This is a genomic window from Chryseobacterium indologenes, assembly GCF_001295265.1.
Taxonomy (GTDB): domain Bacteria; phylum Bacteroidota; class Bacteroidia; order Flavobacteriales; family Weeksellaceae; genus Chryseobacterium; species Chryseobacterium indologenes_A.
Genome location: NZ_LJOD01000010.1, coordinates 13,626 through 30,437 on the forward strand (window position 1 = coordinate 13,626; position 16,812 = coordinate 30,437).

A 16,812-nucleotide genomic window follows, 5' to 3' on the forward strand; every position below is an offset into this window, starting at 1 on the left:
ATTGAAACAATGAAAAAATTAAAATATTTATCTTTTGCCCTTGTTGCAGCATGGTCTCTTACCAGCTGTGAAAGTGAGCTGGAAACGGCTCCAACAGATCAGGCCAATGGTGCGGAAGTGTTTAAAACCGCTGAAAGTGCAGAAACCGTGATTAACGGAACATGGGCTAAATTTAATGATGACGGAACAACGTTTGCGAACATCGGGTATTCAACAGTACTCAGAACCAGTGATGCAATGGGAAGCGATGTTGCAGTACTGACCAATAAATACGGATTTCCTACGGCTTACGCTTTTGCTGAAATGGTAAACAATACTGCGGGGCGTCCGCAATTTATCTGGACGATGCTGTATTCCACGATCAACAACATGAATAATGTGATCACCCGTATCGATGGAACAGAAGGAAGCCAGGCTAAAAAAGACCAGGTGAAAGGGCAGGCTAAAGCACTTCGTGCCTTCTGTTATCTTAATCTGGCCAGCTTTTACCAGTTCAGTTACCTTAAGGATAAGACAGCTTTAACAGCTCCGATTTATACGGAACCATCAACAATCAGTTCTGCTCCGAAGAAAAGAGCTAGTCTTGAAGAGATCTATACTTTAATCAAAAGTGACCTGACGGATGCTGATAACCTGCTGAAAAATTATACCAGAAATAATAAAGATAAGATCGATAGATCTGTCGTTAATGGTCTTCTGGCAAGAACTTACCTGAATACCGGGGAATGGAGTAAGGCTGCTGAAGCGGCAAGAACAGCAAGGAACGGCTTTCCTCTGATGACACCGGAAAAATATAAAGAAGGGTTCAATGATATCAGCAATGGGGAATGGATCTGGGGGCACGGACAAACCCAGGAACAGTCGGATGCAAGCTATGCGTTCCATTATCTGGATGTATCTTCCTCAGGCAGCTACTATTACAGCTTTATGGCAGATCCTTATTTTAAAAACCTGTTTGATGCCAATGATATAAGATCTCAGCTATTTTCCTGGGATGGTCTTCCGGGACGGGAAGGGCTGCTGAGATATGCTAAATTTAAATTCAAGGCCAATCTTATCGCAGATATTGTATTGATGAGGGCCGCAGAAATGTACCTGATTGAAGCGGAAGGAGAAGCCAGATCCGGAAATGTCGCCAATGCTGTAGCGGCGTTGAACCAGCTGAAATCTGCAAGACATGCTAATCCTTACAGTGGATCACTGGACCAGAATGAAGTGGTAAAGGCTATCCTGATTGAAAGAAGAAAAGAATTATTTGGAGAAGGATTCTCCCTTTCAGATGTGATCCGTACCCAGGGAGCTGTAGAAAGAAAAGCTTTTGTGGATGAGGAAGGAAAACCGATTAAAGTCCAGGTAACCACTCCGGACGGAACGGTAAAAACCGTCAACGGAAGAGGGCACTCGGTCCTGAATTTCCCGGACCAGAGCTCTTTTGCCCCGAACAGCAGATATTATCTGTTCAGTATTCCACAGAAGGAAATAGAGAACAATCCTAACCTGTAATAATTAGATTTGATTTTTTTAGCCATCGCTTAGTGCGGTGGCTTTTTTTATTGAATTATAATTAATCAATTTGAAGACTCTTTTGCAATAATCCCCTTACTTCCTGAATATTTCAGTATTGCTGCCAATTTATAGAGGTCATAATCTATCATATCTCTTTCTCCATTCATCATTTTCTGTAAAAATTCCCAGTCATTTGAAAGGCTGCCCATAGTGAGGTCAACAGGTTCTTTATAAGGATCGTATAATTCTTCATCAGTGATATTCCAATATAAATCTTGGTCTGAGAAAACAGGCCGGTTGCTATCTATGTTGTCTAGTTTCGAAAGGAGAGCTTCAAGTAGTATCTTCAGATCTCCGATTTTCATAAGGTTATTATTTTCCATTAAATTAATGTGTTTTCCCCACAACAATGCTGATGATGCCTTTTGTGATGTAGATATGGCTTGTACAATTACAAAACTACTATTTTTGCGGGTACAATCCGGAACAATTTTTGAACGGACTTTAATAAAAACTGATTGGTCATTTTATTGATGATCAGTTTTGTCAGAATAAATTTAAAAACCTTATTCATAAAAAATGTATACCTTTGTATGATATGAACCTGTTCAGATGGATATTAGCATTCTATTTCATGGCATTGTCATTCATGCCGTGTGAAGACGTGCATCGTCCTTCCGGCTCAGAGGAGGTGAAGATTACCTTTAATGCGGAGGAGTCCCATTCCAAAGATAAAGGAGATATCTGTTCACCGCTTTGTACATGCAGCTGCTGTCAGATTACAGTATCCGCTTTCAAAATGTATTCCCTGCTGAAAATTCCGGATCATATTCCGGCTCACTTCTCAAAGAAAATTCTTTTTCAGAAAAACAATTTTGCTTATCAGGTGTATGACCATATCTGGCAGCCTCCCAAAATTTAATTTTTATTGATAATCAGGAAGTAATGCTTTCTGAGTGCCTGGACTTTGCAATTTCATTGCAGAGGCCTTCATGATATATTTGTGCCGGAATACCATTCCTGTACCAGTTATTTATTCATAAAAATTAAAATACATTGTGTTAGATAAAATTATAAAATTCAGCATCAAAAACAAGGTCGTTGTTGGTATTATGACCCTGCTGCTGATTATCTGGGGAGTATGGAGTGCTACCAGGCTTCCCATAGATGCCGTTCCTGATATTACCAACAATCAGGTGCAGATTATCACCGTCTGTCCTACACTGGCCGGACAGGAAGTGGAACAGCTCGTTACCTTTCCTATAGAGCAGAGCATTGCCAATGTTCCGGATATAGAAGAAACAAGAAGCATCTCAAGGTTCGGACTTTCCGTAATTACCGTTGTTTTCAAAGAAAATGTAGATGTTTACTTTGCCCGGCAGCTGATAAATGAACGCCTGAAGCAGGCTGCAGAAGAAATTCCCAAAGGGGTAGGAACTCCGGAGCTGGCTCCTGTAAGTACAGGACTGGGAGAAGTCTATCAGTATATCCTCCATCCGAAGAAAGGAAGCGAGAAGAAATACAATGCCAAAGAACTTCGTACCATGCAGGACTGGATCATCCGAAGACAGCTTAACGGAACCCCGGGAGTTGCAGAAGTAAACAGTTTCGGAGGAGAATTAAAACAATACGAAGTGGCTGTAAATCCGGACCGACTGAAAGCAATGGGTGTAAGCATCACTGATATCTTTACCGCTCTGGAAAAAAACAACCAGAATACTGGAGGAGCTTATATAGACAAAAAGCCTAATGCTTACTTCATCCGGGGGATTGGATTTGTAACCTCTCTGGACGATATAAAAAGTATTGCCGTAAAAAACGAAACAGGAAGTGTTCCGATCTTTATCAAAGACGTTGCAGATGTACGGCTTGGAAGTGCGGTTCGTTACGGGGCACTAACCTATAACGGAAAAGTAGATGCTGTTGGAGGCGTTGTTATGATGCTGAAAGGCGCCAACAGTAATGAAGTCGTAAGCAATATCAAAGCTAAAATTCCCACCATTCAGAAATCACTTCCGGATGATGTGGTGATAGAGCCGTTCCTGGACAGGACAGATCTGGTAGGCAGAGCCATCAATACTGTAGAAAAAAACCTGATTGAAGGAGCCCTGATTGTTATTTTCGTTTTAGTAGTTTTTCTGGGTAACTTCAGAGCAGGGCTTATTGTTGCTTCAGCTATTCCTCTTTCATTGCTATTTGCTTTGGGAATGATGAATGTATTTGGAGTAAGTGCCAATCTGATGAGTCTCGGAGCCATAGATTTCGGTTTGATTGTAGACGGAGCTGTTATTATTGTGGAAGCAACCCTGCATCATTTGGGAATTAGGAAATCTGTAGGAAGACTTACCCAAAGTGAAATGGATGAAGAAGTTTTCCTTTCCGCATCCAAGATCCGGAACAGTGCCGCATTTGGTGAGATTATTATTCTTATCGTGTATATTCCGATTCTTACTCTGGTGGGAGTAGAAGGGAAAATGTTTACCCCAATGGCTAAAACAGTAGGATTTGCTATTTTGGGGGCGCTGATCCTTTCACTCACCTATATTCCGATGATGAGTGCCTTGTTTTTGTCTAAAAATATATCCCATAAAGAAACCTTTTCAGATAAAATGATGAATCGTCTGCAGAAGATCTATCAGCCATTGCTGCAGAAAGCTATCAAAGTAAAATATATCATCGTCTCAGCGACTGTTTTCATATTCGTTATTACTGCTATTATTTTCAAAAATATGGGGGGCGAATTTATTCCTCAGCTACAGGAAGGAGACTATGCCTTTCACTGTATTCTGCCTCAGGGAAGCTCACTGAGCCAGAGTATAGAAACCTCCATGCAGGCTTCACGAATCATTAAGCAATTTGATGAGGTAAAAATGGTAGTAGGAAAAACCGGTTCCGCCGAAGTCCCTACCGATCCCATGCCTCCCGAAGCAACCGATATGATCATTGTTTTAAAGCCAAAAAGCGAATGGAAATCGAAGAAATCTTACGAAGAACTGGGAGATGAGATCAGCGAAAAGCTGGAAACTATTCCCGGAGTTTTCTTCGAAAAGAACCAGCCGATCCAGATGCGTTTCAATGAGCTGATGACGGGGATCAGACAGGATGTTGCCGTTAAGATTTTTGGTGAAAACTTAGATTCTCTTTCAATGTATGCAGACAAAGTAGGAAAGATCATTCAGACGGTTGAAGGAGCTACTGCCCCGCAGATTGAGAGAGTAAGTGGGCTTCCGCAAATCAATGTGGTATATGACAGAACGAGAATGGCCAATTACGGACTGAATATTGAAGATGTAAACAATGCCGTAAGCACCGCATTTGCTGGAAAAGCAGCAGGGCAGGTTTTTGAAAATGAAAGACGTTTTGATCTTGTAGTCCGCCTGGACAGCCTTCACAGAACCAATATTGATGATGTGAATAACCTGATGATTTCTGCCGGTTCAGGAGCACAGATCCCATTATCCCAGGTTGCCAATATCAGTTATAAACTTGGACCTGCACAAATCAGCCGTGAAGAAGGAAAGAGAAGAATTGTCATTGGGTTTAATGTAAAAGACCGCGATGTGCAGAGTGTGGTAAAAGATATCCAGGCAAAACTGGATAAAGAAGTTAAGCTGCCTTCAGGGTATTACTTTACCTACGGGGGGCAGTTTGAAAACCTTCAGGAAGCCAGTAAGCGCTTAATGATTGCCGTTCCGGTTTCCCTGTTTCTGATCTTTATGCTGTTGTATTTTACCTTTCATTCCTTCAAACAGGCTGCTCTGATTTTTACAGCCATTCCGATGAGTGCCATTGGAGGAGTATTTGCCCTGCTGCTGAGAGATATGCCTTTCAGTATCAGTGCTGGGATTGGATTTATTGCCCTTTTCGGCGTTGCCGTACTTAACGGTATTGTTCTGATCGGGACATTCAATCAATTGGAAAAAGAAGGCGAAACTGATGTGCTGAAAAGAGTATATGAAGGAACTAAAACCAGGCTGCGACCTGTTTTGATGACTGCCACTGTAGCATCATTAGGATTCCTTCCTATGGCGATTTCCACAGGAGCCGGAGCAGAAGTACAGAAACCTCTGGCAACCGTAGTAATTGGCGGGCTGGTTACCGCAACTTTCCTGACCTTATTCGTTTTACCAATGCTTTATATTATTTTTAATACGAAGATTTCAGGAAGAAGTTTTAAAATAAAACCTTCTGTTCCAATGATTATTATATTGGTTTTTCTGATGTCCGGACAGCTTTTTAATGCACAAACCCGGCAGATCTCCGTTGAGCAGGCGGTAGAAATAGCAACCGAGAATAATCTTACGTTACAATCAAAAGATCTCAGTATACAATCTGCGGAAGCATTGAAGGGAACGGCCAAAGAGCTTCCCAAACTCAATTTTGAAGCCCAACTGGGTCAGTATAACAGTCCGAAATTTGATCAGTCTTTTGCTATTTCGCAGAGCATTCCATTTCCAACGCTTTTCAAAGCACGAAAAGAGCTGGTCAATGAAAACATCAAAAGCCGCCGTATTGATAAGGAAATTTCTGTTAATGAGCTGGTGAAACAGGTACGGACTTATTATTACCAGATTGAATACCTTCAGTATAACCAGTCAAAGCTGAAAAATCTGGACAGTCTTTACCAGGATTTCATAAGAATTGCCACCGTAAGATTTAAAGCAGGAGATATTAAGAAGATTGAAATTAATACGGCGGAAACGCAAAAAGGTGAAATTAATCTGCTGCTGAAGCAGAATGAAGTCTACCTGAACAATGCCTATAAAAATTTAAAAACCCTGCTAAATACTCCGGAGGACTTTGAAGTTCCTTTTAAAAACAGTTACGAGCCTTTAAAACCCGAAAATATTCTCGACAGTACAGCTGTAGCAAATAATCCGGCAGTGAAAGCTTTTTACCATGAAATGGAAATAGCGGAGAAAAATAAAAATGTTGAAAAAGCACAGGGGCTTCCCGAATTCAGCCTGGGGCTTACAAGCCAGTCATTAATTGGGTTTCATACCAAAAACGGACAGGAAAAATTCTATAATGCCGGAGACCGTTTCAATTCATTCTCTGTAGGGGTTGCCATTCCATTGACTTTTGGCGCAACAAAAGCAAGGATGAGGTCTTTAGAATATGAAAAACAGGCCGCAGAAACAAATGCCCGCATGCTGAAACAACAGCTTGCAGCGCAGCTGGAAAATGCTCTCAGCCAATACCGGCAGGACACTCAGCAGTATGAGTACTATACCCGGCAGGCAGTTCCGAATGCGGAGAAAATTGTAAAAGCCGCGCAGCTAGGCTATAAAACAGGAGAAATATCTTATGTGGAATATCTTTTTGCCCTGCAGACAGCCACCAATATCCAGCTTAAATATTTAGAATCCATACAGCAGGTCAACCAATCTGTAGTTACCATTAACTCAATCATTAATAAATAACATGAAAGTAAAACACAATATCATATACCTTACCATTATTGCTCTTCTGGTGATCAGCTGTGGAAAAAAAGAAGCTCAGGCAGAAAAATCTGAAGTTAAAACGGAACAGTCCGAAGAAAAACATGGAGAACGCTCTGAAGCCATTGCAACGCTTACAGAAGAGCAGATGAAATCAGTGGGAATTACCTTAGGAACCGTTGAGATGAAAGAGTTAACAGCAACAATTAAAGCCAATGGTCTTTTAAGAGTTCCGAACAACAATAAGGCAACAGTAACTTCTCTGTACGGCGGTGTTATTAAAACCCTGAATGTTCAGGTAGGAAGCATTGTAACAAAAGGTCAGGTAATTGCCACCATTGCCAATCCGGAATTTATTCAGCTGCAGGAGGATTATCTTACAACCAACAGCAGAATTACTTATGCAGAGCAGGAGTACAGACGTCAGAAGGAGCTCTTTGATAATGATGCCGGAGCCAAAAAGAACCTGCAGAGTGCCGATGCTGAACTCAGAACACTTAGGACAAGGAAAGCTTCTCTTTTAAGACAGCTCCAGATGATGGGAATAAGCCCCGGAAAAGTAAACAATGGAAACATGAGATCAGGATTGGTGATCACTGCACCTATCAGCGGAACGGTGAGCAGTATTGCTGCACAAATAGGAAGTTACGTAGATGTCTCATCCCCGGTAGCTGAGATTATTGATAACAATTCAATTCATCTTGATCTCCAGGTTTTTGAAAAGGACCTTCCTAAAATGAGAATCGGGCAGATTGTTCATTTCAAACTGACCAATAATCCGGAAACTGAATACGATGCAAAAATTTACAGTGTTGGTTCTTCATTTGAAAATGACAGCAAAACTGTTTCCGTACATGCAGCGGTAACAGGAAATAAAGCGGGTCTTATCGACGGAATGAACATTACCGGAATTGTAAGCCTTGATAAAAATACAACCCCTGCCGTCCCGGATGAAGCCATCGTAGAAGCAGACGGAAAGTATTATATTTTTATAAAGACTGATAAAATAGCAAAAGAGCATGCGGAAAAAGGAACTCATGATGACCACGGGCACGGCCATGATGAAGGAGAAGCAGATCATGCCCATAAAAATGAATCTGAAGCCGGACGGCACGCAGAACAGAAAGCTAAAAATATGAATTTTGAAAAAGTAGAAGTCGTAAAAGGAACCTCAGATATGGGCTACACAGCAATCACCCCGGTTACCAATATTCCGGCAGATGCAAAAGTAGTGGTGAAAGGAGCTTTTTTCATCAATGCAAAACTTTCCAATTCCGGAGGTCATGAACATTAGAAAATGATAACTAAGAAAATCCTGTTTTTTATGCCTAAATTAGAGTTGATTAAGAAAGGGTACAGAAAACAGGAACCGTAAATCTTGTGAAAACAGCCAGGTGGTCACTTTTCAGATTGAAAAGACTGCGAAGAACAGGAAATACATCTTTAAAATGAATAAAATATGCGAAAAGATATAGAAACCAAACTTATAGATAAAAATACCAAGCCGACCAGCATGCGGATTCTGGTCTATGATTTTTTAAGCAGTCAGGAAATGGCACTTTCCCTCTCTGAAATTGAGTATCATTTTAAAAATGCAGACAGAACAACCATTTACAGAACTCTGAAAACCTTTGAGGAGAAAGGGATTGTTCACAGCATACAGGAAAATACAACTACAAAATACAAACTCTGCCACGATGAGTGTGACGAAAAAACACACAAAGACTGGCACCTTCATTTCTATTGCAAAATCTGCAGGCAGACCACATGCAGGGAAGATATTTCATTTCCGGAGAATATACAGACGAATTTCAGAATTGATGAAATAAGGCTGTTTGCCAAAGGAATCTGTGAGAACTGTCTGGAAAGTTTGCAATAGCATTGCATTGGGTTTACCTATAATTTTACATCAAAATATCAGTTATGGAAGAATGTTGCAGTACAAAACCAAAAAAAGAACAGCATAAACACGACCATTCAGAAGGAGACGGGCATGACCACTCTCACGATACGGGAGATAAAACCGTTTTTCAGATGTTTCTTCCCGCAATAGTATCGTTTGTACTTCTGCTGGTTGGAATAGTGTTGGATAATTATATCAAAACAGACTGGTTTACGGGCTGGGTACGCCTGGTATGGTATCTGGCAGCGTATGCGCCGGTAGGACTTCCCGTATTGAAAGAAGCCTGGCAAAGCATCCTTCAGGGAGACGTATTTTCTGAGTTTTTCCTGATGGGAATCGCTACAGTAGGTGCTTTTGTTATAGGAGAATATCCCGAGGGAGTGGCTGTTATGCTTTTTTATTCCGTAGGAGAAGTTTTCCAGGGAATGGCCGTTTCAAGAGCAAAAGGAAATATAAAAGCATTGCTGGATCAGCGCCCTGATGAGGTTACTGTCATGGAAAATAATCAGCCGAAAATCATTAAAGCAAAAGAAGCCAGAATCGGAGATGTTGTCCAGCTGAAGCCCGGTGAAAAGCTGGCGTTAGACGGAGAGCTCCTTTCAGATTCGGCATCATTCAATACCGCAGCCCTTACAGGAGAAAGTAAACCGGATACCAAAAACAAAGGAGAAGCCGTATTAGCCGGAATGATCAATATGAACAGCATTGCTCTGGTAAAAGTAAATACTGCCTATGAAGACAGTAAACTAAGCAAGATTCTTGAGCTGGTACAGAACGCCACGGCGCAGAAAGCTCCAACTGAACTGTTCATCAGGAAATTTGCAAAAGTATACACGCCAATTGTAGTTTTTCTGGCCATAGGAATCTGCCTGCTGCCTTATTTCTTTGTAGATGATTATCAGTTCAGAGACTGGCTGTACAGAGCTTTGATCTTCCTGGTGATTTCCTGCCCGTGTGCACTTGTGATCTCTATACCGTTGGGATATTTCGGGGGAATTGGCGCAGCCAGCCGGAACGGAATCCTGTTTAAAGGAAGTAATTTCTTAGACAGCATTGCAGAAATTCAGAATGTAGTGATGGATAAAACCGGAACCATGACCGAAGGCGTATTTAAAGTACAGGAAGTAAATATCATGCCTGAATTCAGTAAAGATCATATCCTGAAAATGGTGAATGCCCTGGAAAGTAAAAGTACGCATCCGGTAGCTACAGCTATTCATAATTATGTTGGAGAAATAGACCACTCACTCCCGATGGAAAACGTTGAAGAAATAGCAGGACACGGCCTGAAAGCAGCTATAGAAGGAAAAGAATTGCTGGTAGGGAACTTTAAGCTGATGGATAAATTCAGTATCAGCTATAATGTAAAACACACTGACATTGTTTACACCGTTATTGCCATAGCCTATGATAAAAAGTTTGCAGGTTTTATCACCATTGCCGACAGCATAAAAAGTGACGCTAAGGAAACTGTAGACAACCTGCATAAAATGAACGTAAAAGCAACCATGCTGAGCGGCGATAAAAGTACCGTCGTAAAATATGTGGCTGATCAGTTGGGTATAGACCGTGCATTCGGAGATCTTTTACCGGAAGATAAGGTCAATAAAGTAAAAGAAATCAAAGCCAAAAATCAAACGGTAGCTTTTGTAGGAGATGGTGTAAATGATGCTCCCGTAGTGGCACTGAGTGATGTAGGAATTGCAATGGGCGGCCTGGGAAGCGATGCAACCATTGAAACCGCCGATGTGGTAATTCAGGATGATAAACCAAGCAAAATTCCAATGGCCATCAATATCGGAAAACAGACGAAAAAGATCGTATGGCAGAACATTATTCTGGCTTTCGCTGTAAAAGCCGTTGTTCTGGTTCTGGGAGCCGGAGGTCTGGCTACCATGTGGGAAGCTGTTTTTGCAGACGTGGGAGTTGCACTATTGGCTATCCTAAATGCTGTGAGAATCCAGAGAATGAAATTTGGATAAAAACGGCAACGACTATATAACGGTTTCTGTTAAAGGGACGTATAAGGCTTAGAAAAAATTCATGAAGACAAATAACAGTCTCCGATGCTATTGGCAATGGAGGCTGTTATTTTTATGTTTAGGACGCCAAAGCTTATACAGCCAACCTGAATTCATAATAAAAAAAATTATGTATTCGCGGCAAAAAGATCTATGCGGAAACATTTTAACCAAAATTAATCAATGACATTCATCAGGAATAAGACATAAACTAATTTTGAATAGTATATTTGTACTACAGAACTGAATCGTTGAGGTTTTTTATTTCCATATTCATCATTTTTGCCATTGCAGTACGCCCTGTTCTGCCATTGATTAACTATGCGGTAAACTATGATTATATTGTAAAGAACCTTTGCGAAAACAAAAGTATTCCCCAGTCAACCTGTAAAGGGAAATGCTATGTGGAAAAAGAGCTGGCCAAAACAGAAAAACAGTCCAATAATTCACAAACAGTAAAAATTGCAGGGCTGGATGTTTTTATTTCCAATGATATTATTTCTTTCAGTTCTCAACAGGAAGGTTTAATTTCTCCCGGAAAGGAAATTTCAGTTTCCCATAGTTTTTATACCTCAGAATATTTCTCCAGGATATTCCATCCTCCGCTGGTTTAGGATTTTTTTAAACTAAATGTTTAGTTAACTTTAATCATCCGGTCTTTTGTAAATGAAAGAAATCTCTTGGGCTGTCATTGACAGGCGGTTTTCTGTTCATGATCGGTATTAAAATCAAAAAACCTGTATTCACTCTATCATTAATTTCAATTTAAGATTAAAATGAAATCAAAAATTATTTTGACGGCTTTGCTGTCAATATCCCTGCTTTCGTGTGCTCAGGAAGCGCCTAAAGTAAAGCATAAAAAATCCATGACCACTTCCGGGGAAAACCTGAAAAATGTAAAAGTAGTCAATGCTGAAGACCCGGTATGCCATATGAAAACAGCAGAGTTTTTAAAAGATACCACCGTATATAAAAATAAAACGTACGGTTTTTGCAATACCTACTGTAAAGATGAGTTTAAGAAAAATCCTCAGAAATATGCCCAAAAATAAAAAGACAGAACCAAAGGCTAAAACAAAAGTGATTATTCCCATCGCTGTAATGGCCTTACTTTTTATAGGAATAGGGGTAGGAATGGGATATTTTAAAAAGAATCTTTATACCGTAATGAAGGTTCCTGACTTTGAACTTACCGACCAGAATAATAAAAAGATCACCAATAAAGATATGCTCGGAAAAGTATATCTGGTAGAGTTTTTCTTCAGCAAGTGTCCTACGATCTGCCCTGTTATGAACCGGAATATGAGAGCCATTGAAGATGAGGTGAACAGCCCTGATTTCGGCATCATATCCATCAGTATCGATCCGGAAAATGATACTCCTGAAGCATTAAAAGAGCATGCTAAAAGAGTAGGCGCGAAATCTTCCGATTGGCATTTTCTGACCGGAGATCGTGATTATATCGGAAAACTGGCAGATCAGTTCAATATTTATGTAGGTGATAAGGAAGATGAAAGCGAAAGCCTTAATCACAGCGGAATGATTGCCCTTGTCGATCAGGAAGGAAACATCAGATGCCGGTACAATAAAGACAATATGCCGATCCTGTATTATTCAGGATTAAATTATGAAGACCCGGAAGGGAAAACTCCGAAACTTAACGGAAAATACCATCCCGACCGTGAAAAACTCATTGAGGATATTAAGAAGCTGCTGAAGTGACGGAGAAAGGAGATCCGAAACTTTTCTCTTCCGGTCTCTGGCTTCCCTTCTTAAAAAAGAAATATTTGTTCAACCATAAAAACAAAACGTTATGAAGATTTTGAAAATAGCGGCTTTAAGCGCAGTATTTGCTGCTCAGTTCGCTTTTGCTCAGTTTAAGCAGACCCCTTTGCCGTACGCATACAATGCACTGGAGGGAAATATTGATGCACAGACAATGGAGATCCATTATTCAAAGCATGCAGCAGCTTATGTTGCTAACCTTAATAAAGCGATTGCCGGAACCCCGCAGGAAAAACAGACCTTGTTTCAGATCATGTCAGGAGTTTCTAAATTACCGCCTGCCGTAAGGAACAATGCCGGAGGACACTACAACCACGAACTTTTCTGGACGGTTCTTACCCCTGAAAAAAACACACAGCCTTCACCTAAATTATTGAAAGCAATCAATGAAACCTTTGGAAGTCTGGACGCTTTTAAAGAAAAGATGAGCAAGGCGGGAGCAGACCGTTTTGGTTCGGGATGGGCATGGCTTTCTGTTGATAAAAACGGGAAATTATTCGTTTCTTCAACCCCTAATCAGGACAACCCTTTAATGGATGTTGTTGAGGAAAAAGGAACTCCTATCCTGGGAATTGATGTTTGGGAACATGCCTATTATCTGAAGTATCAGAACAAAAGAGCAGATTACCTTACTGCAATCTGGAACGTGCTGAACTGGAAAGAGGTGAGCAGAAGATATGATGAAGCAGTAAGCAAAAAGTAAAGCATGAATTTAATTTGCAGCATATTTCTTACTTTTTATATGGTGTTCAGACCTCTGATCCCATTGACGGAATATGCTGTAAATTATGATTATATCTCAAAAGTATTGTGTATCAATAAAAGCAGGCCGGAAGTTCACTGTAACGGAAAATGTTATCTCAGTAAACAGCTTGCCAAAACAAACGATACCGATTCCTCTCCTTTAAACAAAACTAAAACTTCAGGACAGAAAATTCCTGATACTTATATTCCTTCCGGTATTACAACAGTTACCATCACTGAAAAAATACCTTTTTTAAACTTCAGCTTCATTTACGAAGAAGCTTATTCCTTTCTGTTTCTGAAGCATATTTTCAAACCTCCGGTTTTTTTAAGTTTTATCTTTTACTTATCATATTAAAGGCAAAGCCCGCAGGAGCTTTTATTTAAACATAAGAGTTCTTATGGCACATAAAGTCTGTCACTTAAAATAATTTAAGTGTCAGGAAATGGCTTTTTGCCAATAAAAAACTGAGTGTTTTTACACATTCAGAACCATTCTTATATCGAAAATTCAACTTAAAAAATCAAAATGAAAATCTGTAAATTTTTATCATTATTATTTGTTGCCTTTACACTGGCAGCTTTTACATCATGTCAGAACCGCGATGATGACCCTCAGGATTCTTCAGCAGGTACTATTCAGATAAAATTCGAAAACGGGTTTAATAATTTAGGCAATATTGTATTGGATCAGACTATACAGACTTCCACAGCAGGGCAGAAGCACAAGTTTTCCACACTGAAATATATTATCAGTAATATCAGCCTGATTGATGAAAACGGAAATGAATTTAAATACAACGAAAACAACCCGGACAAAGGGGCTTTTATTATTGATCAGGCAGAGGCCAAAGCGGGCGTGGTTTATCTGGATCTGAACGGTATCCCTAAAAATAATTATAAGAAAATAAAATTCGGACTTGGGCTTAGCCAGAAAGCCTATCTGCTGGGACAGGACGGGCAGGCAGAATTCTGGAACACGGCCAAACAAAAAGGGATGTCCTGGTCATGGGCTGCCGGATATGTATTTGTAAAGCTGGAAGGCAAATATGGAACAACATCGGCAGATAAAGAATTTATGAACCACACCGGAAATATGGGAAATGTTACGGCAAACAATACCCCTGATCTTTACCGGGAAATTTCGTTGAACCTTCCGGTTACGGCCAGAGTAACGAGCCAGATTAAGCCGTCAGTCCACATTCTGGCAGATCTTAATCAGTTTCTGAGCGGAAAGAAAAAGCTGATACTGAATACAGATAACGATATGGCAATGGGCTCAAACCAGCATTTGACAAACGTAACGGATAACCTGACAAACATGTTTAAAGTAGACCATGTTCACAATGATTAATTTACTGACAAGAATACCACTGCTTCTGATTTGCTTTCTAAGCCTTTCAGCCTGTTCAGATGAAGTAATGCAGCCCTTGGAAAAAGATGATGCCTATCTGTTGCAGTTTCCGTCTTACTTTCCGGAGATGACCTTTGATAAAGCCTCCAATCCGGTTACTAAAAATGGAGTGGAGTTGGGAAGGAAGCTGTTCTACGATGGGAAGCTTTCCCGTAATAATACCATTTCATGCGGATTCTGCCACATTCAGGAAAATGCTTTTACCCATCATGGGCATAATGTGAGCCATGGTGTAGAGGACAGAATAGGAATCCGGAATGCGCCGCCTATCCAGAATATGATATTTCTGAAAAGATATATGTGGGATGGAGTAATCCATAACCTGAATGAGCAGCCCATTATTCCCATTACGGATGCAAATGAAATGGACAGCTCAATGCCGGAAGCTATTACGAAACTGAAAGCAGATCCGAAATATAAAAAACTTTTTGCAGCAGCCTATGGAGATGAAAATATTACGGGAGAGCGCGTCCTGAAAGCATTGTCACAGTTTATGGCAAGCCTGATCTCAGCAGAATCAAAATATGACAGGTTCAGGCAGGGAAAAGAAAAACTGACTACGGAAGAGTCTCAGGGAATGGCACTTTTCCAGCAGAAATGTGCTTCCTGCCATAGCGGAGAATTGTTTACCGATGAGAGTTTCAGAAATACAGGAATGTATTATCATCAACAATTTAAAGATCCGGGACGATACCGGGTAACACTCGATCAGAACGACTGGATGAAATTCCGGGTGCCTAGCCTCAGAAATGTAGAATATACCGCACCTTATATGCATGACGGAAGATTCTATACACTGGATGCCGTTCTCAATTTCTATTCTGATGGAGTTGAAGACCATCCTAATCTGGACCCGGAGCTGAAACAGAACGGTCATACCGGAATTGCTATGAACAGCCAGGAAAAGCAGTTTATTATCACTTTTCTGAAAACGCTTTCCGATAAAAACTTTATTTCTAACCCAAAATTTGCCGAATAATGAACATGAAAAAAGTAATGGTGATGACAGGATTAATTTTATCTTCAGGATTTCAGGCTAAAGCGGTTAATGATAGTATGGACGTTTCCAATACGTTTAACGGAATGCTGCTAGATGACTGTGATGCCTGCGGCTGTGCAGCAGGAAATGGCTCTTCAGGCTTTGAGTCATTGCTGAATCCTCAGTTTATCGGAATTAAGTATTTTGCCCAGCATTATAAGGCAAAAGAAAATTTGTTTGTAAAAGACCTTACACAGGACCAGTATTTCAATACACTTCAGCTTTGGGGAAAAATTCCCCTGATGAAAAAGCTGAGTATATATGCCGGTCTGCCGTTCCACTTTCACGAAAAGAACACTCAACAGGGAGACATCCGTATTAATGGAATCGGGGATCTGAATCTGATGGGAATTTATCAGATCGTTAACTCAAAAGATAATGTCCATCAGCTTAATGGCGGTCTTGGAATAAAAGTCCCTTTAGGAAAATTTGATGAAAAAGGAATTTCCGGAGTTAATCCAGGTTTTCAGTTGGGAACAGGAAGCTGGGATTATCAGGCTGCGCTGAATTATAAATTTCAGAAAAATAAGCTGGCAGTACTGATTAATACAGATTATACCATCAAAACTGAAAATAAAAAACATTATCAGTTCGGAAATCAATGGAATTATGCTGCAACAGGATTTTATCAGATCACTGGGAATGAGAAAACAATCTTATCTGCCAAGGCCGGTCTTCAGGGTGAGATATATGCCACTAACAGACAGTATGGAGAGGCGCTGCCACGCACATCAGGAAGCTCTTTGTACGGGAAACTGGGCTTTGAGGCATCTTATAAAAGATTCAGCCTCGGAAGTGAGCTGATGCTGCCTGCCTATTCCGGTCTGGCAGGAGGAGATATTGAAGCAGAATCCCGTTTCAGTATTTTCCTGAATATTGGGATTTGATGAACTGCTGATCGCCTGATAGGAATATTTTCTTTTGACGAAAGCCCTGCGGATTAAAAATACCCGCAGGGT

General features: G+C 40.5%; 15 protein-coding genes. 14 read left to right on the forward strand and 1 reads right to left on the reverse strand.

Features of this window, described 5'->3' with window-relative positions:
* The first annotated feature begins 9 nt into the window (after positions 1–9).
* Complete coding sequence (locus AOB46_RS14740; RefSeq protein WP_062700724.1) at positions 10–1,503, forward strand: RagB/SusD family nutrient uptake outer membrane protein; 1,494 nt, start codon at positions 10–12, stop codon at positions 1,501–1,503.
* A 65-nt stretch (positions 1,504–1,568) separates the two neighbouring features.
* On the opposite strand, the gene AOB46_RS14745 is transcribed toward AOB46_RS14740, so the two are convergent.
* Entirely contained in the window at positions 1,569–1,889 is a 321-nt protein-coding gene (locus AOB46_RS14745; RefSeq protein ID WP_062700727.1) for a hypothetical protein, read from the reverse strand.
* A 215-nt stretch (positions 1,890–2,104) separates the two neighbouring features.
* Here AOB46_RS14745 and AOB46_RS14750 point away from each other — a divergent pair, with 215 nt between their 5' ends.
* The 13 genes from AOB46_RS14750 to AOB46_RS14810 all read left to right on the forward strand — a co-directional run bounded on the left by AOB46_RS14750 (position 2,105) and on the right by AOB46_RS14810 (position 16,740).
* The gene (locus AOB46_RS14750; RefSeq protein ID WP_062700729.1) at positions 2,105–2,428 is read left to right on the forward strand and encodes a DUF6660 family protein; all 324 of its coding nucleotides are present in this window, start codon (positions 2,105–2,107) and stop codon (positions 2,426–2,428) included.
* A gap of 136 nt (positions 2,429–2,564) precedes the next feature.
* Positions 2,565–6,929, forward strand: a complete 4,365-nt coding sequence (locus tag AOB46_RS14755) for a CusA/CzcA family heavy metal efflux RND transporter (protein ID WP_082377157.1) — start codon at positions 2,565–2,567, stop codon at positions 6,927–6,929.
* 1 nt (position 6,930) lies between these two features.
* Positions 6,931–8,241: an efflux RND transporter periplasmic adaptor subunit gene (locus tag AOB46_RS14760; protein WP_062700731.1), complete on the forward strand. Its 1,311-nt coding sequence runs from the start codon at positions 6,931–6,933 to the stop codon at positions 8,239–8,241.
* 165 nt (positions 8,242–8,406) lie between these two features.
* A complete protein-coding gene (locus tag AOB46_RS14765; RefSeq protein ID WP_062700733.1) occupies positions 8,407–8,826 on the forward strand; it encodes a Fur family transcriptional regulator in 420 nt (139 codons plus the stop codon).
* Positions 8,827–9,179: 353 nt separating this feature from the next.
* On the forward strand, positions 9,180–10,832 hold the full coding sequence (locus tag AOB46_RS14770; RefSeq protein ID WP_410470273.1) for a heavy metal translocating P-type ATPase: 1,653 nt from the start codon (positions 9,180–9,182) through the stop codon (positions 10,830–10,832).
* Between the two features lie 269 nt (positions 10,833–11,101).
* On the forward strand, positions 11,102–11,485 hold the full coding sequence (locus AOB46_RS14775) for a hypothetical protein (RefSeq protein ID WP_241489222.1): 384 nt from the start codon (positions 11,102–11,104) through the stop codon (positions 11,483–11,485).
* A gap of 162 nt (positions 11,486–11,647) precedes the next feature.
* The gene (locus AOB46_RS14780; RefSeq protein ID WP_062700739.1) at positions 11,648–11,923 is read left to right on the forward strand and encodes a YHS domain-containing protein; all 276 of its coding nucleotides are present in this window, start codon (positions 11,648–11,650) and stop codon (positions 11,921–11,923) included.
* On the forward strand, positions 11,910–12,593 hold the full coding sequence (locus AOB46_RS14785; protein ID WP_062700960.1) for an SCO family protein: 684 nt from the start codon (positions 11,910–11,912) through the stop codon (positions 12,591–12,593). Before AOB46_RS14780 ends, AOB46_RS14785 begins: the two co-directional genes overlap by 14 nt.
* Before the next feature lie 91 nt (positions 12,594–12,684).
* Positions 12,685–13,359 (forward strand): superoxide dismutase, encoded by a 675-nt coding sequence (locus AOB46_RS14790; protein WP_062700741.1) that lies wholly within the window; start codon positions 12,685–12,687, stop codon positions 13,357–13,359.
* 3 nt (positions 13,360–13,362) lie between these two features.
* A complete protein-coding gene (locus tag AOB46_RS14795) occupies positions 13,363–13,758 on the forward strand; it encodes a hypothetical protein (RefSeq protein ID WP_062700743.1) in 396 nt (131 codons plus the stop codon).
* Positions 13,759–13,929: 171 nt separating this feature from the next.
* A complete protein-coding gene (locus AOB46_RS14800) occupies positions 13,930–14,754 on the forward strand; it encodes an MbnP family protein (RefSeq protein ID WP_062700745.1) in 825 nt (274 codons plus the stop codon).
* Positions 14,747–15,793 carry a cytochrome-c peroxidase gene (locus tag AOB46_RS14805; RefSeq protein ID WP_410470271.1) on the forward strand — a complete coding sequence of 349 codons (1,047 nt, stop codon included), beginning with the start codon at positions 14,747–14,749 and terminating at the stop codon, positions 15,791–15,793. The genes AOB46_RS14800 and AOB46_RS14805 overlap by 8 nt, the downstream gene beginning before the upstream one ends.
* Positions 15,793–16,740, forward strand: a complete 948-nt coding sequence (locus AOB46_RS14810; RefSeq protein WP_241489223.1) for a transporter — start codon at positions 15,793–15,795, stop codon at positions 16,738–16,740. Before AOB46_RS14805 ends, AOB46_RS14810 begins: the two co-directional genes overlap by 1 nt.
* The last annotated feature ends 72 nt before the right edge of the window (positions 16,741–16,812 follow it).

Excerpts from the sequence above, each read along its gene's own strand:
- AOB46_RS14740 (WP_062700724.1), top strand. The coding sequence starts at position 10 with ATGAAAAAATTAAAATATTTATCTTTTGCCCTTGTTGCAGCATGGTCT.
- AOB46_RS14745 (WP_062700727.1), bottom strand. The coding sequence starts at position 1,889 with ATGGAAAATAATAACCTTATGAAAATCGGAGATCTGAAGATACTACTT.
- AOB46_RS14750 (WP_062700729.1), top strand. The coding sequence starts at position 2,105 with ATGAACCTGTTCAGATGGATATTAGCATTCTATTTCATGGCATTGTCA.
- AOB46_RS14760 (WP_062700731.1), top strand. The coding sequence starts at position 6,931 with ATGAAAGTAAAACACAATATCATATACCTTACCATTATTGCTCTTCTG.
- AOB46_RS14765 (WP_062700733.1), top strand. The coding sequence starts at position 8,407 with ATGCGAAAAGATATAGAAACCAAACTTATAGATAAAAATACCAAGCCG.
- AOB46_RS14770 (WP_410470273.1), top strand. The coding sequence starts at position 9,180 with ATGGGAATCGCTACAGTAGGTGCTTTTGTTATAGGAGAATATCCCGAG.
- AOB46_RS14780 (WP_062700739.1), top strand. The coding sequence starts at position 11,648 with ATGAAATCAAAAATTATTTTGACGGCTTTGCTGTCAATATCCCTGCTT.
- AOB46_RS14785 (WP_062700960.1), top strand. The coding sequence starts at position 11,910 with ATGCCCAAAAATAAAAAGACAGAACCAAAGGCTAAAACAAAAGTGATT.
- AOB46_RS14790 (WP_062700741.1), top strand. The coding sequence starts at position 12,685 with ATGAAGATTTTGAAAATAGCGGCTTTAAGCGCAGTATTTGCTGCTCAG.
- AOB46_RS14795 (WP_062700743.1), top strand. The coding sequence starts at position 13,363 with ATGAATTTAATTTGCAGCATATTTCTTACTTTTTATATGGTGTTCAGA.
- AOB46_RS14800 (WP_062700745.1), top strand. The coding sequence starts at position 13,930 with ATGAAAATCTGTAAATTTTTATCATTATTATTTGTTGCCTTTACACTG.
- AOB46_RS14805 (WP_410470271.1), top strand. The coding sequence starts at position 14,747 with ATGATTAATTTACTGACAAGAATACCACTGCTTCTGATTTGCTTTCTA.
- AOB46_RS14810 (WP_241489223.1), top strand. The coding sequence starts at position 15,793 with ATGAACATGAAAAAAGTAATGGTGATGACAGGATTAATTTTATCTTCA.